This is a genomic window from Pseudofrancisella aestuarii (assembly GCF_003574475.2).
In the GTDB taxonomy this organism is placed as follows: Bacteria; Pseudomonadota; Gammaproteobacteria; order Francisellales; family Francisellaceae; genus Francisella; species Francisella aestuarii.
This window is the reverse complement of sequence record NZ_QLIS02000001.1, coordinates 31,715-54,061: the sequence shown is the minus strand read 5'-3', so window position 1 is coordinate 54,061 and position 22,347 is coordinate 31,715. Positions and strand designations below refer to the sequence as shown.

Below are 22,347 nucleotides of genomic sequence, written 5' to 3'. Positions count from 1 at the left end.
TCTATAATTAAATAAAGTCACTTTGTATTAAGTAGTTTATATGTGTACAAGAGTTTTATACCAAGGATCAGAAGATTTAGTAATCACAGCAAGAAGTATGGACTGGATTGATGATATGAATACTAGTCTTGTTATCTTACCACCTGATACTAAATATATTAGTAGCTTAGGTGACAACCCTCTTTCATGGACTAGCAAATATGGTAGTGTTAGTACTTTTGTTTACAATATTGGTTCTGCTGATGGCATGAATGAAAAAGGATTAGTTGCAAATTTACTTTATCTAGCTGAATCAGAATATGGGCATAACTCTGAAGCTAAAGATCTAAGCATACTTCAATGGTTACAACTTTCATTGGACTTATTTGCTACAGTTGCAGAAGCCGTAGACTTTTTTCAATCTAATAAAATTAATATCATTACTGGCTCTCTACCTAATGGCAAAGCTGGAAGCGTACATTTATCATTATCTGATGCTTCTGGAGATTCTGCAATTTTTGAGTACATTGATGGAAAACTTTGTATTCACCATAGTAGAGAATATACGGTTATGACAAACTCTCCTAGATATGAAGAGCAACTCGCATTATGTCGCTACTGGAAAAATATTAATGGTACGACATTTTTACCAGGCTCTGTCTCTGCAGCTGATAGATTTGTTAGGGCTTCATTTTTCTTAAACGCTATTCCAAAGACTATTGCTCCAAATTATATCACTCTTGTTCCAGGTCAGCTATATCATAGGCAAGCATTAGCAAGTATGTTTGGCGTAATCAGAGCTGTTGGTGTACCACTCGGAATTCATGATCCAGAGAAACCCAATCTTTCTTCAACTATCTACAGAACAGTTTCAGACCATAAAAACTTAGTCTATTACTTTGAATCTGCTACAGTGCCAAGTGCATTTTGGGTTAAGTTGAATAATATAAATTTTGATAAAATAAACTCGCCACTAATATTAGAAAACGCTCAAAATTTAATTCACTCTGGTGAAGTACCTTTAGAACAGTTTATAGATTATAAATATCCAACAGCTGAAGAAGTTAGAAAAGTTATTAGTTTATAATTATCTGACATCTGCCCAATGCCAATTTGGCTTATCTAGTAAGCCTTGTCCAACTACTTTTGTTTGACCTAATTCTTTCTCAAGTTGTATTAGGTTACTTTCTGGAGCCTCTTTTAAAGCTGATACTAATCTATTTGCATGGGAAACAATCCATACTTGAGTTTTTTCCGAAGCTTTAATAATAAGCCTAGCTAATGCTGGTAATAAATCAGGGTGCAAACTAGTCTCTGGCTCATTGAGAACCATTAGCTCTGGTGGCCTAGGCGTTAGAAGTGCAGCAATCCACAGTAAATAACGTAAAGTTCCATCTGAAAGCTCAGAAGCTGATAACGGCCTTAGAAGTCCTTCTTGGTATAACTCAACTACAAAATGTCCATTTTCATATTTCTTAATATCTAATTTACTTCTAGGAAAAGCATCCTCTATCGCCTCATCTAATGCTTGCCTATCTCCTATTTCTATAATAGTTTGTAGAGCTGCTGCTAAATCGTGACCATCTTGACTTAAAATAGGAGTGCGTGTACCTAATTGTGGCAATCTTGCAGGAGCATCTTTATCACTTCTAAAATGATCATAAAACCTCCAGCCTTTTATCTTTTCTCGTAACTGTATAACTTCTGGAGTCTTATCAATATACATCGCTTGCGTAAAAATACTTTCAAATGCGGGGTTATATTGCTCAATAACTTCCCACTGGCGACCATCTCTAATTTTGACTAAAGGACCTATTCTATCTACTAGAGCTGATGGTATTTTATATACATCCCCAGCCCAGATTATTTCTCTTTTTATTTCTGGATCAAGTGAAAAAGCTGATGATGATGGTGGCTCCGGATATCCTAAAGATATTGAATACCCAAAAACTTCATCTGCAAAGCCTAAACGTAGTCTAGGAACTTTTTGCCTTGGCCCACCCTGCACAGGAATTTCTCTCTTTAACATCTGCTTAGATATTTTTTCAGGACCAGCCCAAAAAGTAGTATTTAAGCCACCCTCCTTTGCCAAAGAATGAGTTACTCCACCTTGAGCAGTTTCTGCCAAAAGTCTTAAAGCTTTATATAGATTTGACTTACCACTAGCATTTGCCCCTGTGATTATATTAAGTCTATTTAAGGGAATAACTAAATCAAATAATGATCTATAATTATTTATAGCTAAAGTTTTAAGCATTTAGAAGAATTTTAGTTTGAATCTTTATTATTATGATGACATTTACACTTATCTTTACTACCATCATTTGGTGATGGCTCTATTAAAGATACCATAGCAGTCTCAACATTCTCATATTGATAAGATTTAGAAAAATCTACGCTATTAATTTGATAGTGAGTACCATTCTTATCATTAAACTCTTTAACATAATTTTCTATTTCTTTATATTTTTGAAGATAAAGCTCTTTTTTATCGCCATTAACTTTTATATCTAAGTTAAAATTTAAACGTTTGCCACTTTCATTTGAACAAGCTATTGCAAATCCAAATAGTAAACTTAAAACTGTAAAAGCTATACTTTTTCTTAACATTTCAAACCCCTTTCATTAAAAATATTATGGCTGACTATAAGACCAAAATAGTCTATTAGCATCATCTCCTGGTTGGAACTCTACTTGCTTATTATCAATATACTCACCATATCTAGAGTTAATGAACTCTCTATCTGGTGGAACATATGCAGCCCCTTGTGCTCTTTCCTGTTCTACTTCAGGACCATAGTACATTGCATATGGATTTTGTTGTGCCATATTCATATATCCAAATGAAGTTGTTGCAAATGACAACAATCCAAATGTTAAAAGAATTACTTTTTTCATATATACCTCGTTAAAATTTAATTCTGGGATATCCCTTCAAAAAAATTATATATTGTTTTAAAGCTAAAAAACACTTTTCAGCTTAGAAGCTCAGTTAATATTTGCTAAAATAGTTTTGATAAGAATTAACTCTATTAAAAATGAAAGAATATAATTCGAAATATAATAAAAAAGCTATTCTATTAGTAAACTTAGGAACTCCAGATTCTTTTGATATTAAAGCTATTAGAAAATATTTAAAGCAGTTTCTAAGTGATAAGCGAGTTGTTGAGGCAAATCCTATATTATGGTGGTTAATTTTAAATCTAATAATACTTCCCATAAGATCTAAAAATACAGCCAAGCTTTATAAGAAAGTTTGGAATAATGATCTCAACAAATCTCCTCTACTTGTATATACAGAAAACTTAGCAAATCAATTAAATGACAGCTTAGATAACTATATTGTAGATTTTGCCATGAGATATGGAAATCCTTCTATAGATAGCAAGATTAAACATCTACAGTCGCAAGGTATGACAGATATAACTATTTTGCCTCTATACCCTCAATATTCAGGCTCTACAACAGCTAGCGTTTATGATGAGGTATACAAATGTTTATCTAACCTGAGATGGCAACCAAATATTAAAGGAATAAAACCATATTATGATAATAAGCACCATATAGAGGCTGTTAAGTCACAGATAGTTCAACATTTACAGCAAATTGATTTTAAAGCAGATGTAATACTCTTTTCTTTTCATGGTATCCCTAAAGAATACTTTGATGCTGGAGATCCATATTATTGCCATTGTCATAAGACATATCGTTTAGTTAAAGAAAGCTTACAAGATAAACTTACCGGCACCGAATTTGAACTTTCATTTCAATCAAGATTTGGACCTAAAAAGTGGTTAGAACCATATACTACAGATAAACTTATTGAATATGCAAAATCTGGAAAAAATATTGTCATAGTAGCCCCAGGTTTTGCAACAGATTGTTTAGAAACATTAGAGGAATTAGCAATTCGTGAAAGAGAAGTTTTCATAGCTCATGGTGGTAAAAACTTTAGCCTTGTGCCTTGCCTAAATGATTCTGAAACTCATGTAGAAATGCTAAAAAATATTATACTAGAGGATTAAATGTCTGAAATATCATTATATTGGTTTAGACAAGACTTAAGGCTCACTGACAATCCAGCATTACATGAAGCTGTAAAATCAGACAAAACTATAGCTATCTATATACATGATGAAAAATACCCTATTGGCTCTGCTAGTAAACTTTGGCTTTCAAAATCTTTAAAAAAACTTGATGAATCTTTAAACAATAAACTAAATATCTATAAAGGTTCTCCTAAAGATATTATAGAAAAGCTAACCAAAGAAAATAATATTACAAATGTATACTGGAACCGCTGCTATGATAAGTACAGTATCAAAAGAGATAGTGAGATTAAAAAGCTTTTACAGAATAATGATATCGATGTGAAAACATTTAATGGAAGCTTACTCCTTGAGCCATGGCAATGCCTAAAAGATGACAATACTCACTATAAAGTTTTTACTGCTTTTTACAAGAAACTAATTCAAATAAAACCTTATGTACCAAATTTATCTAAAGCTAATGTAATTAATCTTATAAAATTAGAAAACTCTATATCATTAGAGAATTTAGAACTTACAAAACCTAAGCATTCTTGGCAAAGAATTATAAACTTTTGGGAAGTTGGTGAAAAAGCTGCTCAATTAAAACTAGAAGAATTTATTGAAGATAAAATAAACAATTATAAAGAAGCTCGTGATTATCCAAGCATGGATAGCACATCTAAATTATCACCTCATCTACACTTTGGTGAAATTTCCCCTAGTCAAATTTTTAATGCCATATATCAAAATAATGTTTCATCAAATCATGAACACTTCATCCGTGAATTAACTTGGCGTGATTTTTCATATTATCTGATGTACTACTACCCAGATTTTGACACTAAAAACATTAATGAGAAGTTTGATAACTTTGAATGGGATAATAATCTGAAGCTTTTAAAGAGATGGCAAGAAGGACAAACTGGTATCCCCATAGTTGATGCCGGTATGCGAGAGCTTTGGCAAACAGGATATATGCATAATCGTGTACGTATGATAGTTGCTTCATTCTTAGTTAAAAACTGCTTAATTCATTGGAAGTATGGTGAAGAATGGTTTTTTGATTGCCTTTTTGATGCTGATATTGCTAACAACTGTGCTAGCTGGCAATGGGTTGCTGGCTGTGGGATGGATGCAGCACCGTATTTTAGAATATTTAACCCAGCGCTTCAGGCACAAAAGTTTGATTCAAAAGGAGACTATATTCGAAAATATGTCCCTGAAATTTCTAAACTTCCAAATAAATACTTAGCTGAGCCATGGACTACCAAGCCAGAAATACTAGAAAAAGCAAATATTCAATTGGGTAAAACATACCCTTATCCAATAGTTGATTTAAAAACTAGTAGAGAAAAAGCTTTAGAGCAATATAAAAAGTTATAAAAGCATTATCTTACTAAATCCCCTTTTAGATATCTTTAGAAATATATGTTAGCCTTTATAACTAACATATATAAAAACACATTCTAAGAGCTAATGCTTAAAGAAAATGAACAAAAGAAAAACTCAAAACAATATATAACTCCTGAATATTCTAATGACTTACTTCTATCCATTCATAGAACAAATATTAAAGGTGCCATATTATCTATACTTTGGACTGCTGGGCCTGTAACTGTAATTGCTATTATAGTGGGATACTATATTGGTTATGGGAATTTAGTTCCATATACTACAATTATTTATTTTTCAGTCTACGTTTTCCTTGTTGGTATGGTAGGTTTTCTGACAAAGATTTTATTAGATGCATCAAAATATAGGAAAGATAAGCAATCAGAAGAAAATCTACTTTATCTTATTGAAGAAAGTTATGAAAAACTTTTTATGGCTAAAAAACTAAATTTAGAAGCTTCTGAAGGTATTTATCGAAATGAAAAGATAGCAACTCATTTACTTTCAAAATCACATCCGACAGATAATGAAATATTTTATGCCTTTAATCTCTACTTTAATAAGGATATAGCTGAATTTGCAAAAACATTACAACTATATAGAGATAATAGTTTTCCTATAGATACGGCATACTATAGATCTCGATTTATATCCTCTTTTAAGCTTATTAACAATAGTAATGACTTTTCTGAAGACTTGAAAATCCTTTTTTTAAAATACATTCAAGGGAAACAAATTACTCTAGCAAACGGTGTTGAAAGAAAAATTGGTTTTCTTAATAAGATATATAAAAGTTCTGGAGATAATAATTTATTTGATCTAATAGATGCCTCAGATGCCATACAGCTTTTTATTGAGCTATTAGCAGGTAGAGAATTTTTTTATTTTAAAGCTATTCCTAAGTTTGAAAGTGCTAAACAGAATGATTTATTTCAATCTATAGAAAATCTAAGAGTAAAACTAACTAACAAATATGATTTTACATATAGTCTCTATCAGCAACATTACGATCTAATAGAAACTGATATGCCACAAATAAAAGAAAGTGATGATATTAGCTATAATCTAAGTTTAATCCAACAAAACACTAAATGTATAAATTTAAAAAACTTTGATGAGGCTATAAAGTCAGAACTTTTAGGTCTAAAAAATAAAATCAAACAAAATACTCTAATAATAAAGCTACTAAATAAAAGATTAAAATATTTACTAAAACGTTGGGATGAAATACAAGTTAAAGAAGACTTCTCTGAAAAAATTAGCTTTAAAGTAGCTAGTATTAGTTTAGAACCTATTGAAAAAAATAGAATTGCTCATGAATTATCAAAATATCTAGAGCTTAGTTATTTACTAAACTCAAAAGAAGATAAAGTGAAAGCTTATGCCTCACAGATAGTAAGTTTACTATCTAAACCTTTAAGCTTAAAAAATACATCTATATTAAGAGCTTTAGAAATTTCAAAAGCCGCAAATATAAGTAGTATTGGCCTAACATATTCAAGTAAGCAAAAATTAGATTCTACATACAACTATTGTAGAGCTGTTAAAATGGACATTGAAAGCTTAGAAAGAAGATTTAAGAGAGCTACTATTAACTATTATTCTTAAATATTAGAACGATAACTTAATAAAATTATTAAACTTATCACCTTTTTTAAGTTTAGATAAACTATTGTCATAGTTATCAGTATCTAACAATGGTGCATATTGAGACTCAAAACATATACCATCATACTTCTTCACCTGCCGACCATTTTCTAATATTGAACCATCAGGATAATTAGTAGTATAAACAACCATTACAGGATAAGAGCTAGTCACCACTAACTTTCGTCCACTAATTTCATCTTCTAGAACTGTTTTGTCATTAACATCTACAAGCAGAATATGATCTATGCCTTTCTCTACATTCTTTTGATAGAAATCATTCTCTATTTTATCTGATATCTTAGTAAGCTTTGTAAAATCCATATCTGAGGAAACATCATCTAAGGCAACAGCTAATTGTTGTTCATCGGTCCTGAAATATTTCTTTATAGGCATCTTCAAATAGTTATCTATGATTGTTCTTTTAATATTTCCTGAGAGGTTAAAATAGCTATGGTTCGTTAAGTTTAATATACTATCTTCATTTGCTATAGCATGATACTCAATAACAACCTCATTATCTTTTAACTCATAAATTACATCTATATTCACATCAGCAGGAAAACCATCATCTTCACTTTTTTGTAATAGAGAGAATTTAACCTTCGTATCACTTAAAACTTCAATATCAAATTTTTTAAAGCTAATACCACCTTTCCCACTATGTAGTAAATTGATATCAGATTCTCTTTTTTTCTTAATGTTATAAGACTTACCATTTAGCTTAACCACTCCATTTGGAATACGTCCAGCAATCCTTCCTACAGTGGTACCAAAGTATGACTCATTACCAAAATATCTATCTAAATCTTGATAATTAAGAACTATATTCTCTAATTTACCCTCTTTATCTTTTGTCTTTAGTGAATAAATAGTCGCACCAACATCTAGTAAAATTAATTCCACATTATTGTTTTTTAATGCTATTACTTCGATCTCTCTATTATCCTTAGTTACAACTTTCTTTATATTCATAGCAACCTCTAAATATGATTTTCTTTTACAGCATCTATAATATTTCTAGCAATCTCTTTCTTTGATATATTCTCAAGTTTTATATTCTTGCCACTTTTAGGAATAATAATTACACTACTATCATCTTTTCCTAATACAGATATATCATTAGCTACTATCATATCTAAATTTTTCTTTTGTAACTTAGCTAAAGCATATTCTTCTAAGTTCTGTGATTCTGCAGCAAATCCAACTGCAAAAACCTCTGGGAAAATTTTTTTACAATTTAGCAATACATCAGGATTTTTTATAAACTCTAATGTAAGTGAATCATCTGTTTTTTTTATTTTATGCTCAAACTTATTTTTTATCTTATAATCCGCTACAGCTGCACAAGCTATAAATATATTATTTAAAGGTGTCTCAGAAAGCATAGCCTTATTCATTTCTTCTGCACTTTTAGTATCTATTATTTTTAAATTTTTATTATCAATATCAAAAGAAATCTCTGTCTTAGCTTTTAAAACTGTGACTTTAGCTCCTCTTAATAGTAGTTCGTTAACTAAAGCTAATCCCATCTTTCCAGAGCTATAGTTTGATAAGTATCTAACTCCATCAATATTCTCAACTGTCGCTCCTACTGTAATTAAAACTTTTTTATCTGTAAGATCTTGCTTTGTAGCTAACATTTGGAAAAGATCTTCAGCTTCAGACAATCTACCACCACCAATATCACCACATGCTTGTAGCCCACTATCTGGCTCAATAATGTTATATCCCACAGATTTTAGTTTCTCCATGTTCTCTTTTGTAAAAGGATTATTCCACATATTCACATTCATAGCAGGAGCTATATAAACTTTTGAAAAATCTTTACAAGCTAGAAGCATTTGTGAAAGTAAATCATCAGCTATTCCATTAGCTACTCTTGCAATTACATTTGCAGAAGCTGGAACTATAATTATTTTATCTGCCCATCTTGAGAGATTAATATGACTCATAGCCTCATCATAATTAGACATATTAAGAGCCTCATCAGTATATGTCTCACATCCTAATGCTACTAGCAGTTCTGGCTTTATAAAGTCTAAACCACCTTTAGTCACTATCGCTTTACATTGATAGTTTGACTTAATAAAAAGTCTAATTAATGTAATAGCTTTAAATGCTGAAACGCTACCTGTAATTCCAAATAAAACTTTATTTGCCATAAATAATTACTCTCTACTTATTTAGTATTTTTTCTCTCTTATAAAATAAAATTATCAATAAAACCATAACTGCTACTAATACAGCTAAAATATTAACTTTACTTCCAAATGTACTTTCATTTGTAATCCAATAAGCAAAAATAATCCCAAAGAAAATACTACTTGTTCGACCTAAAGCAAAGATCATATTACAAGCTAACGAACGTACTTCAGTTGGAAATTCAGTAGCCGCATACTGTGCCCACATAATATTATAACCGCCACCAATCAAGCCTATAAGCATTCCATAAAAGAATATAAAGCTACTAGATACGTATTTATAAACAAAAATACTAATCAAAAATATAATGATATTTATAACAAAAAATAAACTTGGTGATTTGAAATATTGATTATAGATTCCACTAAGAATACTACTAATAATATTCCCAGCAAAAAAACCAAATAAAAATAACTTCACTAAACTAGCAAAATCAACATCTGTTGCAATAAATTTCACTAATGCAAACATCACTGTAATAACAAAGAAATATGGCAGCGTAATTAAGAAATTTAATATTAATGGTTTACTATAATTTTTTATAAGAAAAGTAATACTACCAGCATTTTTAAACTTATCAGATTTATATAGTTCAATAAAATATGGAGACTCTTCTAAAACTCTTCTAAATGCATATATACCTAAACCAGCAAATCCACCAAAGATGAACATAGTCTTATATGAAAAAACTCCAAAAAGAGTTGCAACAATACCACCTAAAACTCCTAAAATATATAAGAAACTCATTCCCCATGCAGCTAACTTGGGTGGAAAAAATTCAATTATTAAAACACTAGAAACTGCAAACTCACTTGCTAAAGCTAGGTATGCTAAAAACCTTAGTAGCATGAATATATATATATTATTTACAAATATACATAATAAAGTAGTTATCGAGTAAAGTAATATACTATATTTGATTACTGTAATACGTCCAAATTTATCTGCCAAAATACCAAACAATATTGCACCAATTAATATACCTACCATCTGAATATTGTTTATCAAATAATATGTTTGTTGAATTTTAATAGAATCAAATATTCCAAACTGCTGCTTCAATAAATCAACATAAGAAACACTAAATACAGTTAAGTCATAAAAGTCTATAAAGTAGCCTAAGCAGAGAATTACTAGAATCCATTTTGCATTTTTCATTGCTAAAACAAATTGATAATATTAGGAATTATTATAATTAGATAAACTCTTAATAACTATAGATAATAAAGATTAATCAACGATAATATTTTTCTCATTTGCTGTTTCTTTACAGAACGCTATATAACGCTTATCAGTAACAAACCAATAGAATATAGCACCAACAATACCTTCCACAAGATAATTATTCATTGGTGAACAGATACAAATAAAGATAATAAATGGTAAAACTAATGGTATAAGCTTTTTAAAACCAATTCTTCTAAACTCTATACTTCCATATATAGTCATTAATACTATAAGTATAACACTCATATTAATATTTGTTTGAATCTCAACAGTATTTAATAGTAATGTTAATACCACAAATACAACCAAACCAAAAAGTCTTGTACGAGGAGCTAAGGCACCCATACTGACAGGAGCTGCCATATAACCAATAATATGAAAACCTGTCACAACCAGCATTAGTCCTGCCCAGTTATCTGAGAAAAACAAGAAAATAACAGCTAAGATAAAGTTAGCTAAAAGTGATCTACGTGAAATATTAACAACTGGAGTAAGCTTTGCAAAGTATCTTGGCATTTGTCCTTCAGAAGACATTGCATATAGCATTCTAGAAGATGCTCCTAAGTAACTATATCCTGTTGCCGATGGGCTAATAACACTATCAATTATTAATAATATTGATATATAACCAAGGCCTAATAATGTAGCTAATTGTAATAAAGGTGATTCAAAATCTAAACCTTGCCATCCACCTTTACTAAGTAAATATTCATGAGGAACTGCTTGCATAAATGCATATTGTAGTCCCATATATAAAAATAGAACTAACACTAAAGCTAATATAATTGCTAATGGAATATTTCTTCCTGGATTTTTGACCTCACTAGCATAAGCAACCACTGTTTGGAAACCATTAAACGTATAAATTAAACCACCAGCAACAATAGCTGTAAAAGCTGATGAAATCCCAAATTGATCATTATTAGGAATATCAGTTGCAAATAAACTAGCATGCTCATTACTATGAGTAAAAGCATATACTATAAATATTATTACAATAATTGCTGGAACTGCCATTTTAAATACTGTAATGGCATTATTTACTTTTGCTAAAACTTTTACACCATAAAAGTTAATAAAAAAATAGACAACTAATACTAACAATGCAAAAACTGTTCCTGCAGTTGTTAATACATTATTCTGCATTAGCCAATCCATATTTTTAACACCTGCCAAATATTGTGTAGTAGCTAATGCTTCAGATGAAATCACTACAACAATACCAAACCAGTTTGCAAAAGCAAATGGCATAGCGAATATACTGTTATGTGATAAGGCACTAGATCTTGTAATAGCACCTCTCACAGGATATATAGAAACGACTTTACCTAGACATAAAGCTATCATTAATACTAACAATGCAGCCAGTATCCATGCCAAAAAGGCCCAGTTGCCTGCATTTTTAGCTGTTAATTGTGCACTAAATAGCCAACCTGAACCAACCATACAAGTCGCACCAATTAGTACTGCACTAAAAAGCGACATCTTTTTTACGGACATATTACTATCACTCATATCTTTTCCTTATAATTAAATTAAAAAATCAGACAAGAAAATATTTATTTCTAGTTGTGATTGATTGATAACTTTTAACATTTTTTTGACAAGAAAATTAAGAATATGAGTTTAAACTATCACTAAGAATATGAGTTTACAATATTTTTTACTCCTCCAAACTCATTAAAGATGCATTACCACCAGATGCTGTTGTATCAACACTTACTGTTTTCTCAACAACAAATCTTCTCATATAAAGTGGCGAAGCTGTTTCTATTGCTAACTTAGTACACTTACCATCTTTAGCTACACTTTCAGCGATAAATGGAATAATAGCCCCCCTTCTAAGAGCTATTGCTTGCTGAACTTGTTTAACAGCTCTAATATTTCCAGAAAAAGCAACTAAAGCAACTTTACTATTAAATAGTAAAGCTGATGTCAACTCTTCAGAATCACCCATAACTAGTTGTATAACTTTCTTATCAATACCGGCTTTTAACATTAGTTTCACGATATTATAAGCAGTTAAATTTCCAGTATATGCTGGTTTAGCAACAACTGTATTACCAGCTAGTAAAGCAGCTACAGCCTGTCCAGCAAATCTAATTAATGAATCATCACTAGAACAAATACTTACAGCAACACCTCTACCTTGTAAACTAATTTCATCTATTTCACCAGTAGGTCCAGGCAAACGTGTTGGATGAGCAAATTCATTTCTAGCTTGTAAACAATAGTAAGTTACTAACTGTAAAGTTTTATCAATCTGTATTTGAGCATCTTCAACATCTAAGTTAGATTCAGATACTATACATGCAGCTATGCTATTTCTATTCTCTTCAAGTAGTTTAACAAACTTTTCAACAAGCTCTGCTCTCTTTTCTGCATTAGTTGAATTCCAAATATCAGCTGCAGAGCTAGATATTGCTATCGCTTTATCTGCCATACCTGGAGTAGCTATATACATTCTTCCAATCACATCATTGTTTTTATTTAATAGTTCTGTAGATATACCTTGACGAGCTCTTATATCTTCAATGATATTCGTCACCTTATAGCTAGACTTAATAAATCTGTGTGTATTTCTTTGATCTTCAGCTAGTTTCTCAGGATTATAAACTTGTTCAATAGCACCAACATCTGAAAGTTTCTCATTAGCAAGCCTATGCATATAGTAAGGTCCACCAGCTTTTGGACCAGTACCAGATTTACCTTGACCGCCAAAAGGTTGTACACCAACTACAGCTCCAACGATATTTCTATTTACATACGTATTACCTGCTTTGATATGATTTTTAACATAGTTCATAACTTCATTTATTCTACTGTGAACTCCACAAGTTAAGCCATATCCTGTAGCGTTAATATCTTTAACAAGTTGTTTAAGCCTATTACCTTTAAATCTTAATACGTGTAAAACTGGTCCAAACTGTTCTCTTCCAAGATCAGATAATTTACTAATTTCAAACATTACTGGTAATACATAAGTACCATTTTTAGACTGCTCAGTTTCTGGAACTTGATATAATAATTTGAACTTATTTTTTTTCTCTTCTATATAAGCATTTAAGTTATCTGCAGCTTCTTTATCAATAACTGGTCCCACATCAGTCTCTAAATATTTAGAATCACCGACATTTAGCTCTTTCATAGCTCCAACTATCATTTTAATATACGAATCTGCTATCTCTTCTTGTAAACATAATACCCTTAATGCCGAGCATCTTTGACCAGCACTATCAAAGGCTGACCTAATAACATCTCCTGTTACTTGCTCAGGTAATGCTGAAGAATCAACTATCATAGCATTTTGCCCACCAGTCTCTGCTATAAATGGAACTATTTCACCATCTTTATTAGCAAGTGCTTGATGAATAATATTAGCCACTTCTGTAGACCCTGTAAAAATAACCCCTTTTGTAAATGGACTTTTTACTAGAGCATCTCCTACAGTTTCACCAGCTCCAGGCACAAATTGAACAACTCCCTTAGGAAGCCCAGCTTTATATAAAAGCTTTATAGCTTTATAAGCAATAATAGGTGTCTGTTCTGCTGGTTTTGCAACCACTGTGTTACCAGCAGCTAAAGCAGCTGTAATCTGTCCTAAGAATATAGCTAATGGGAAGTTCCAAGGACTTATACAAACCATTGGCCCTCTTCCACTAAGCTCAAGCTGTTTTAGATGTTCTGCTAAAGCTGGAATTTCTATTGGTGCTCCAAACTCTCTACGAGCTTGTGCCGCATAGTAACGGCAAAAATCAACAGCTTCCCTAACTTCATCAATTCCATTTGCTAAAGTCTTCCCAGCTTCTATCATAGCAATTGCTATAAGCTGTTCAGTTTCTTTTTCTAATAAATCAGCAAACTTCTCTAAAATTTGTGCCCTTGTTTCAGCAGGAGTTTCATTCCATTCAGGGAATGCTCTTCTTGCTTCTTTTAAAGCTTTGATTGCAGCTTCTGAATCAGCATTTAATACACATCCTATTACTTCATTAGTATTAGGATTTATTACATCTTCTATATTATCCTTACCGACCTTTAAACCTTCAATAATACACTTAGCTTTATAATTCTTCTTATCTGTATATTTAGCTATAGTTGCATACATCTTATCTAATTGTGCAAAATCTTCTATATTGTGCCCTTTTGAGTTTAATCTAGGTGCAAGTATATCTTTTGGATAAGGAATACTTGGGTGTTGACCACAACCATGATCTATAGCTTTTTTAACAGGGTCTTCTATTAGCTCTTCTATTGGTAAACCTTCGTCAACTATTCTATTTACAAACGAACTATTTGCTCCATTTTCTAAAAGTCTTCTAACTAAATATGCTAATAAATGTTTATGTCCACCAACAGGAGCATAAATTCTACATGGAATTCCATTATATTCTTCTTTACCAACAACATTATCATATAGAGCATCGCCCATACCATGTAGACATTGAAATTCAAAATCAGTACTACCTTCAGCTAGTTCTAATACTACAGCTACTGTTTGAGCATTATGAGTAGCAAATTGTGGATAAATATATTTTGAATTTTCGAATAACTGTTTTACACAAGCCTGGTATGAAACATCTGTGTGATATTTACGAGTAAATACCGGATAACCTTCAAGCCCCTGTTCTTGAGCATGTTTTATTTCAGCATCCCAATAAGCCCCTTTAACTAATCTAATCATAAATCTACGATTAGTTTTTTTAGCAAGATTAGCTAAATAATCTAAAACATATGGAGCTCTTTTTTGATATGCTTGGACAACTATACCAATTCCATCAAAACCTTCTAAAGATGGTTCATGAGCTAATCTCTCGACTAATTCTAAAGAAATTTGTAATCTTTCAGTTTCTTCAGCATCAATATTCATGCCAACATTATATTCTTTAGCTAATTGAGTTAAATTTAATAGTTTAAGATATAGCTCCTCATGAACTCTTTCATGCTTAGCCACTTCATATCTTGGATGTAAAGCAGATAACTTAACAGATATTCCCGGATTATCTTTAATTAATGGATTATTTGCATACTTTGCAAGCTTCTCTACAGCATACACATATTGGCTATAGTAATAATCAGCGTCTTCCATAGTCATCGCTGCTTCGCCAAGCATATCATAAGAATATGTATAGCCTCTCTCAACCTTCTTTTGAGATACATCTAATGCTTCTTCAATTGTTTCGCCAAGCACATATTGCTTACCAACTATTTTCATTGCTTGTTTCATCGCTTTACGAATTACAGGCTCACTAGTCTTTTTAACAAAAGATTGGAAAACTTTCCTAAAGCTTCTTTTTTTATTATCTCTAAGTATCTTACCTGTTAGCATCAAGCTCCAAGTAGCTGCATTTACGAACAAATGCTTTTCCATTCCAACATGCTCTTTCCATGCTGCACTAGTTAGTTTATCTTTAATAAGTAAATCTACAGTGTATGTATCAGGAATTCTTAATAAGGCTTCTGCTAAACACATAAGCACAATACCTTCCTCTGAAGATAAATCATACTCAATCATAAAAGCATCTATCGCAGATTTTTTAAGCCTATTCTTCCTAACTGCTGCAACTAAATCATAAGCCCTTTGTCTTACTTTTGCTTTTTGAATACTATCCATTTCAGCCTTTTCAACAAGTTTTGAAACAGCTTCTTTTTCATTAATAAGCCAAAAATTTGAGATATTCATAATTCCAGAAGAAATTTCATATTTCCCACTATGATTTAATAATTTGTTCATAACACCTCTTATTTACTTAAATTAACTTCGTTATATTCTTTTTTTGTTTTTATTATTTTTTTCACTAAAGATTCAAATTTAGCTGGAGATTTAACACCTCTAAAAAGCCAATCAAACATATCATTATCTTCAGAAGTTAAAAACTCAATAAATAACTTTTTATCCTGAATAGATTCTTTTATATATTTTTCTTCTAAATAAGGCTTAAGCATTATATCTAACTCAAGCATACCTCTTCTTGCTGAATATTTTATTTTATCTAAAGAATAAAATATTGGATTATCACTTTTTATTAACATTAAATTTACTATATTTACATGTGTTCGTATAAAGTCTATACCTATTACAGGCTATATCCAAGAGGGTAAATTTAATTTTATTTAGGATTTATTCTTTTAATTATTTAATCATTTATGTATTATTTCTGGAATAAGACTTTTTATTTTCAAAAAAGTTACTAAAATTCATATTTTTCGCCTAAATATTACATTTAAATAAGGACTAATAATGGCAAATGATAATCAAAGTTTAATAAGTATTTTAAATAGTATTGATGAGTTAGAATTGTTTAAAAATGTATCTGAAGAATGGTCAACTATTCTTAATGAACATAATGAAGAAATGAAAGTAAAAAAACTATACTCAGCTTTAATAAAAGAAAGCATCAGAAGAGAGACTGCTGAAAGACTTGCTAAAGATGCAAGATCTTACTCAGATTTAATTCAAGAACAAAGTAAACAGAGATTGTCTGACTTGAAAGAAAATTTAGAAAATCAAATAACTTTTTTAAGACAGCAAATTAAATCATTAAAAGAAGAGTCCGCTAAAAATCTTGATTATTATAGGGAGCAACTTCAAAAAGCAACTAAAAGATTAGTTGAAAATAAACAATAATAATATTTAGAAGTATTTGCTTAGAAACTTTTTCACTTGAGTTTCCTCAACTTTTATAACTTCTAAGCTGCCTATACTACTCATAAGTATAAATTTGATTTCACCCTTATCATTTTTCTTATCTAATAACATGGCATTATAAAATTCTTCTTGCCTTATTTCTTTTGGAAGCTCAGAAGGAATGTTGAATACTCGTAATAGTTTAGAAACTTTCTCTATAATGTCTTTATTAATTAAACCTAGGAAGCTAGAAAAATCCATAGCCATGTACATACCAACACCGACAGCCTCTCCATGCTTTAAGCCTTTATACTTTTGGCATTTTTCAATAGCATGCCCAAATGTATGTCCAAAATTTAGAAGAGCTCTTGTGCCAGTAAGGTCATGCTCATCTACTGCCACTATTTGCGCTTTTATCTCACAACTTTTTTTAACCATCTCTATTAGAGTTTTTGAATCTTTTTTATTGATCAACTCAATATTTTCACACAAGAAGTTAAAAAAACTTTCTGATATACAGCCGTATTTAACTACTTCTGCCATTCCTGAGATATATTCTCTTTCAGGCAAAGTTTTATAAAATTGTGGAGATGTATAAACTAATTCAGGCTGATAAAATGTACCTATCATATTTTTGCCTAATCGATGATTTATTGCAGTTTTACCCCCAACTGAGGAATCTACTTGTGATAAAAGAGTAGTCGGTATTTGAATAAAATCTACTCCTCTTTGATATATAGATGCTGCAAAACCAGTTATATCCCCGATAACTCCTCCACCTAATGCAATAAGCATAGTAGAACTTCTTGTATAGTTATTCTCAAGTAAAGAATTTATTATTTTATCTAAGCTATGTTGAGACTTAAACTCTTCACCATCATCTAAAATACAAATACTGACTTCTTTCACTTCTGCTTTTATAGAATCTAGAAGTTTATCAAGATAAATCTTCTCTACTGTTGTATTACTAACTATAAGAACTTGCTTTTGATTTATAAAATTTGAGATATAAGAAAAATCTAGCTCACTATCTAAAATAATTTCATAATTTTTACTAGATGTTGGCTGAACATTAAGTTTTGTTATCACAGAGGAGACTCTTCGACTAAGAAGTTTGAAATTTTACTAACTATGTTTTTTACTGTTGCTCCATTAGTCTCTACAACAACATCGGCTATACTTCTATAAAGAGGTTCTCTTTCTTCCATAAGTTGTTTTAGCACACCTTCTCTATCATCAACTCTTAACAAGGGTCTTTTAGTGTCTTTTGACGTTCTCTCAAGCTGTTGCTCTATCGTTGCCTGTAAATATACAACCTTACCTCTTGAAGAAAGTAACGATCTAGTATCAGCATCTAAAATAGCTCCACCACCTGTTGCTAAAACGATATTTTGCTTTTCAGTTAGAATATCAGCTATAACACTTTTTTCTCTTTGTCTGAAGCCTTCTTCACCTTCAATATCAAATATCCAGTTTATATCAACCCCACACTTTTCTTCTATCACGCTATCAGAATCTATAAATTCACGTTTTAATTCTTTAGCTAATTGCTTACCTATAGTAGATTTACCTGCACCAACAGGTCCTATTAAAAAGATATTTTTTGTTCTAATCATTATTTTTCTTAAAGCTTACTTGATTATACACAGTGATAGTAGTTACTAATCACACCTTTTATATCTTAAAATCGTAGACTATATAAAATACCTAAAACTCTCTATTTTTTCAATAAGAATTTATTTAAACAACTTCTCTTTCTATTATTTTAGGAGTTATAAATATTAATAGCTCTTTATCTGTATTTTCAATATGAGTATTACTAAACAAATATCCTATATATGGGATATCTCCTAATAAAGGCACCTTTAATTGAGTCTCTCTTTCCTCTTTATCATATATACCACCTATAACTATTGTTTGACCATCTCTAGCCATAATTTTTGTAGTGATTTCTCTTTTTTCAATTGGAGGTGGCTGACCCTCTTTTCCTGGTAACACCGAGTTCTTAGTAACTAAAAGCTCCATTATCATATACCCATCAGGAGCTATTTGTGGAGTCACCTGCAACTCTAAAACAGCTTCTTGAAAGGCAACTGATGCGGCCCCTGAAGCAGTACTTTGATTATATGGAACATCTGTACCTTGTTTAATAAAAGCTGTCTCATTATTTGAAACAATTAGGTGTGGAGACGAAACAAGATTAGCATTTCCTTCTGTTTCTTGAGCCTTTATTTCCATACCAATATAAACACCATTTCCAACTGTACCCCCAAATTTACCATAGACCATATCAGCTGTAATTGCTGTCGAATCAAAGGTATTTATCGCAAAATCAAAAGTGCCTGCAGGTCCTTTTATAGTATAGTTAAAAGCTAAGTCTAATGTTGCAGTTCTACTAACCTCAACTATTCTAGCCTCAACAAGCACTTGATCATTCGGAACATCTATTTCTTTAATTACTTCTTTTATTTTGGGAATATTTGCTTCGGTATCTGTAACAATTAAAGTATTAGTTCTAACATCAGAAGTTATACTTCCTCTAGAAGACATTATTCCTCCATTTTGATTAGCCATAGAGGTAATAACAGTCTGTGCAGATGTTGCTGTCGTATAATTCAAAGGGATAAACTCTGTTATCAATACAGCATTATTTTCTAAAGATCTCTTAGTTTGAACCTCCAACTGTTCCTGGGCAGCTATTTCCGGTGCTGGTGCCACATATAGGATACTATTCATTTTTTTTGTAGCCAAACCTTTACTTACAAGAATAATGTTCATAACTTCATTCCAAGGAACATTTTTAAGATCTATAGATATGTTTCCTCTAACACTACTACTAACAACCAAATTTAAACCCGCAAACTCAGCCAAAACCTGCAATACTGTCTCTATAGGAGTATCTTTAAATGAAACCGTTATTGGTTCATAAATGTTAAAGCCTTCAACCCTACTCTTTTGCCTATCAAATTTAAATTCTAATACATTTGCTTTTCTATTATCTGAAAATGCTATTCTATCTAAAGAATGTATTTCAAATACTGTTTCACTCTTATTGTTAGGATGAGATATTTTTATCGAATCTACTATTGTATTAAAGACTGTAGTATTCATATCACTAATCCAACTATCTGAAATACTAGTATCTTTTAAGGTTATTTTCATAGTATAGCCATCTTTTGATAGCTCAGTTTTAAAGTTTGAATAGCTACCTACTTCAGTATCAAATACTAATCCCAATACTGCACCACCATTTAGGCTACGATGGAATTCAATATTTTTAATGTGATATTTTGTATTTTTTTTACTAGTATCGCTTACATTTGCTTCTCTTCCGACTATTCCACTTTTTTCGGCGTTTTGTTGACCAACACCCATATCTTGACTACTATCCATATTGGAAGAAGTTGTATCAGCAGCAAAAGCATTAAGCTCCAAATTAAAAATAAATATAGATAAAATACTTATAATAAAAAATTTTTTCTTAAAAAACATTTTTTTCCTTTAATGTAAAACAAAATCAGTTTTCTTCCACGTATTGTTTAAAGTATCTTTCTTCCATTCTTGGATAACAATACCATCATTTCCAATAGATTTAACTATCCCATAACTTTCACCAATTGGGTCATTTTCCTTTAGATAATAAAGCTTCGTGTCTTTACTTGACTCTATAACCCCCCAATCTTTATCTCCTTGATAAACACTACCCTTAAATCGAAATGAATTAATTGGGAAATTTTCTAAAAAGGTCTTTTTCTTTGTCATTAATTGTTGCAATTCTTCTGGAATATCTGCTTCTTTCTTCTCTCTCATTTGTCCAGCACTAGTTTCTTTCTTTTGGAAAGGAAGCTCATGACTTAAATTAAAAATATTTCTTATTTTAGATAGCCTTTCGAAAGTCACAATATCCACACCATAATCAGGCATAATTAACTTTTCTGTACTTTTTAAAGTTTTTTTATTATTTATTATCATATTGTCTATATCTACGAATTGACTATTTGTGCTAGCATATGTTGATACATAAACACTCATTAAAAAAATAAATAAAGAAAATCTTAATATATTTTTTAATTTGATACTAGAAATTACAGCAAAAATCATACTCCCGTCCTACTATAAGTTCTCAAATCAAAATTCATCGTTAAAACATTACCGTTTCCTTTAGCTATAGTCATATTAGTAATAATCGTAATTTGTTGCATATCTAGCAATGCAACAAAGAGCTTTATCATATTATCAAAAGTCGCAGTAACAGTAGCTCTAAAATTAAGTGCATATAAATCTAGCTCTTTATCTTTTTCTACACCTATTGGAGATAACTCCGTAACATTAACACCTGACTTTTTTATATTATCACTAAGGATTGAAAGAAACTCTGGAACAGAAAGTTTCTCTGGAATAGTTATCCTTTCTTTCTCATTATGCTCTTCTAAAGTTTTGACTTCTATTTCTAGCTCTTTAAGATCTTTCTCCTTTCTTATCAAAGAAACAATTCTAGCCTTTAAAGCACCTGTCTCTAAATCTGCTTTTTCACCTTCAATAATAACAGGCGAAACAAACATCATATAAAAAATAAACAAAAACATCACAAACAAGATTAAAGTAACTAGCAACCTAATTCTTAATCTCATATAAAGAACTTTCTTAACATATTTGTGTGATAGTAAAGAGTTTAATTTTTCTATCATAATGTTAGCTTCCTACCATATTATCTTTATCAAAATTGAGAGATATAATAAAACTTCTTTGACCTTGTTTTTCTGGTCCTAAATTTGTTAATTCCGCTTTTTTAAGACCAAATTTTGTTTCTAAGCTTTTAATAAAGTCTGACAATAATTTCAGATTTAAAACTTGACCCGTCAAAACAACTGATTTTGTTTTCTCAATATATTTAAGATTTTCAAGGTATATCCCATCCGGAATTGCTTGTGATATATTCTCAATACCTAGAAGCACGTAATACTGACTTTTCTGTATACGTGCAAAATCATCTGCGGTATCTAGAAGCAAATCTCTACGTTTTTTCATTTCAGTGTATCCAGCTATTTCTTTAGATAACTGCATTACTTTTGATTGAGCATAATCTTTAGTCTCAAGTTTTAAGCTAGTTGGCCAATATGCAATAATAGAAACAACATACATTATGACAAATGATATTAAAGCTATAAAGGCAACATCTATAATCCAATATAGAACCAATTGCTTTTGCCATCTTCCTCTAATAAAGTTAATAGATATCAT

At 30.8% G+C, this 22,347-nt stretch carries 20 protein-coding genes; 5 read left to right on the top strand and 15 right to left on the bottom strand.

Translation table 11 applies throughout. From position 1 onward, the window contains the following. Window positions 1-40 precede the first annotated feature (40 nt). Window positions 41-1,066: a linear amide C-N hydrolase gene (locus DNK87_RS00270; RefSeq protein ID WP_119330774.1), complete on the top strand. Its 1,026-nt coding sequence runs from the start codon at window positions 41-43 to the stop codon at window positions 1,064-1,066. On the opposite strand, the gene DNK87_RS00265 is transcribed toward DNK87_RS00270, so the two are convergent. The 3 genes from DNK87_RS00265 to DNK87_RS00255 are packed head-to-tail and all read right to left on the bottom strand — an operon-like array spanning window position 1,067 to window position 2,814. Then, on the bottom strand, window positions 1,067-2,236 hold the full coding sequence (locus DNK87_RS00265) for an AAA family ATPase (protein WP_119330775.1): 1,170 nt from the start codon (window positions 2,234-2,236) through the stop codon (window positions 1,067-1,069). It abuts the gene before it with no gap. Window positions 2,237-2,247: 11 nt separating this feature from the next. Further along, window positions 2,248-2,589 carry an FPM13 family metalloprotein gene (locus tag DNK87_RS00260; protein ID WP_119330776.1) on the bottom strand — a complete coding sequence of 114 codons (342 nt, stop codon included), beginning with the start codon at window positions 2,587-2,589 and terminating at the stop codon, window positions 2,248-2,250. A 24-nt stretch (window positions 2,590-2,613) separates the two neighbouring features. Beyond that, window positions 2,614-2,814 carry a hypothetical protein gene (locus tag DNK87_RS00255; RefSeq protein WP_377654555.1) on the bottom strand — a complete coding sequence of 67 codons (201 nt, stop codon included), beginning with the start codon at window positions 2,812-2,814 and terminating at the stop codon, window positions 2,614-2,616. A gap of 203 nt (window positions 2,815-3,017) precedes the next feature. Between DNK87_RS00255 and hemH the strand changes: the two genes are divergently transcribed. The 3 genes from hemH (at window position 3,018) to DNK87_RS00240 (ending at window position 7,010) form a co-directional block, all read left to right on the top strand. Continuing rightward, the gene (gene hemH / locus DNK87_RS00250) at window positions 3,018-4,004 is read left to right on the top strand and encodes a ferrochelatase (RefSeq protein ID WP_119330778.1); all 987 of its coding nucleotides are present in this window, start codon (window positions 3,018-3,020) and stop codon (window positions 4,002-4,004) included. After that, entirely contained in the window at window positions 4,005-5,393 is a 1,389-nt protein-coding gene (locus DNK87_RS00245) for a cryptochrome/photolyase family protein (protein WP_119330779.1), read from the top strand. Between the two features lie 93 nt (window positions 5,394-5,486). Continuing rightward, window positions 5,487-7,010, top strand: a complete 1,524-nt coding sequence (locus DNK87_RS00240) for a hypothetical protein (protein WP_119330780.1) — start codon at window positions 5,487-5,489, stop codon at window positions 7,008-7,010. 3 nt (window positions 7,011-7,013) lie between these two features. Here the strand turns inward: DNK87_RS00240 and DNK87_RS00235 are convergent, their stop codons facing one another. The 6 genes from DNK87_RS00235 to DNK87_RS00210 all read right to left on the bottom strand — a co-directional run bounded on the left by DNK87_RS00235 (window position 7,014) and on the right by DNK87_RS00210 (window position 16,511). Continuing rightward, window positions 7,014-8,024 carry an aldose epimerase family protein gene (locus DNK87_RS00235; protein WP_119330781.1) on the bottom strand — a complete coding sequence of 337 codons (1,011 nt, stop codon included), beginning with the start codon at window positions 8,022-8,024 and terminating at the stop codon, window positions 7,014-7,016. A gap of 8 nt (window positions 8,025-8,032) precedes the next feature. Continuing rightward, window positions 8,033-9,214, bottom strand: coding sequence for a bifunctional phosphopantothenoylcysteine decarboxylase/phosphopantothenate--cysteine ligase CoaBC (coaBC, locus tag DNK87_RS00230; protein ID WP_119330782.1), 1,182 nt, complete (start codon window positions 9,212-9,214; stop codon window positions 8,033-8,035). A 13-nt stretch (window positions 9,215-9,227) separates the two neighbouring features. Next, complete coding sequence (locus tag DNK87_RS00225) at window positions 9,228-10,412, bottom strand: MFS transporter (RefSeq protein ID WP_119330783.1); 1,185 nt, start codon at window positions 10,410-10,412, stop codon at window positions 9,228-9,230. 72 nt (window positions 10,413-10,484) lie between these two features. Then, window positions 10,485-11,996, bottom strand: coding sequence for an APC family permease (locus tag DNK87_RS00220; RefSeq protein WP_119330784.1), 1,512 nt, complete (start codon window positions 11,994-11,996; stop codon window positions 10,485-10,487). Window positions 11,997-12,144: 148 nt separating this feature from the next. Continuing rightward, window positions 12,145-16,212 (bottom strand): bifunctional proline dehydrogenase/L-glutamate gamma-semialdehyde dehydrogenase PutA, encoded by a 4,068-nt coding sequence (putA, locus tag DNK87_RS00215; protein ID WP_119330785.1) that lies wholly within the window; start codon window positions 16,210-16,212, stop codon window positions 12,145-12,147. A gap of 8 nt (window positions 16,213-16,220) precedes the next feature. Continuing rightward, window positions 16,221-16,511, bottom strand: coding sequence for an FAD assembly factor SdhE (locus DNK87_RS00210; protein WP_119330786.1), 291 nt, complete (start codon window positions 16,509-16,511; stop codon window positions 16,221-16,223). A 208-nt stretch (window positions 16,512-16,719) separates the two neighbouring features. Here DNK87_RS00210 and DNK87_RS00205 point away from each other — a divergent pair, with 208 nt between their 5' ends. Further along, a complete protein-coding gene (locus DNK87_RS00205; RefSeq protein WP_119330787.1) occupies window positions 16,720-17,106 on the top strand; it encodes a kinesin in 387 nt (128 codons plus the stop codon). A gap of 6 nt (window positions 17,107-17,112) precedes the next feature. Here DNK87_RS00205 and aroB read toward each other — a convergent pair whose 3' ends face one another. The 6 genes from aroB to DNK87_RS00175 all read right to left on the bottom strand — a co-directional run bounded on the left by aroB (window position 17,113) and on the right by DNK87_RS00175 (window position 22,347). Continuing rightward, complete coding sequence (gene aroB, locus DNK87_RS00200) at window positions 17,113-18,195, bottom strand: 3-dehydroquinate synthase (protein ID WP_119330788.1); 1,083 nt, start codon at window positions 18,193-18,195, stop codon at window positions 17,113-17,115. Continuing rightward, window positions 18,192-18,722 carry a shikimate kinase AroK gene (gene aroK / locus DNK87_RS00195; RefSeq protein WP_071664462.1) on the bottom strand — a complete coding sequence of 177 codons (531 nt, stop codon included), beginning with the start codon at window positions 18,720-18,722 and terminating at the stop codon, window positions 18,192-18,194. The genes aroB and aroK overlap by 4 nt, the downstream gene beginning before the upstream one ends. A 124-nt stretch (window positions 18,723-18,846) precedes the next feature. Further along, window positions 18,847-20,598: a type IV pilus secretin PilQ gene (locus DNK87_RS00190; RefSeq protein WP_119330789.1), complete on the bottom strand. Its 1,752-nt coding sequence runs from the start codon at window positions 20,596-20,598 to the stop codon at window positions 18,847-18,849. 9 nt (window positions 20,599-20,607) lie between these two features. Continuing rightward, window positions 20,608-21,207 (bottom strand): pilus assembly protein PilP, encoded by a 600-nt coding sequence (locus DNK87_RS00185; protein WP_119330790.1) that lies wholly within the window; start codon window positions 21,205-21,207, stop codon window positions 20,608-20,610. Then, window positions 21,204-21,794, bottom strand: a complete 591-nt coding sequence (gene pilO, locus DNK87_RS00180) for a type 4a pilus biogenesis protein PilO (RefSeq protein ID WP_119330791.1) — start codon at window positions 21,792-21,794, stop codon at window positions 21,204-21,206. The genes DNK87_RS00185 and pilO overlap by 4 nt, the downstream gene beginning before the upstream one ends. A gap of 4 nt (window positions 21,795-21,798) precedes the next feature. Further along, entirely contained in the window at window positions 21,799-22,347 is a 549-nt protein-coding gene (locus DNK87_RS00175) for a PilN domain-containing protein (RefSeq protein ID WP_119330792.1), read from the bottom strand.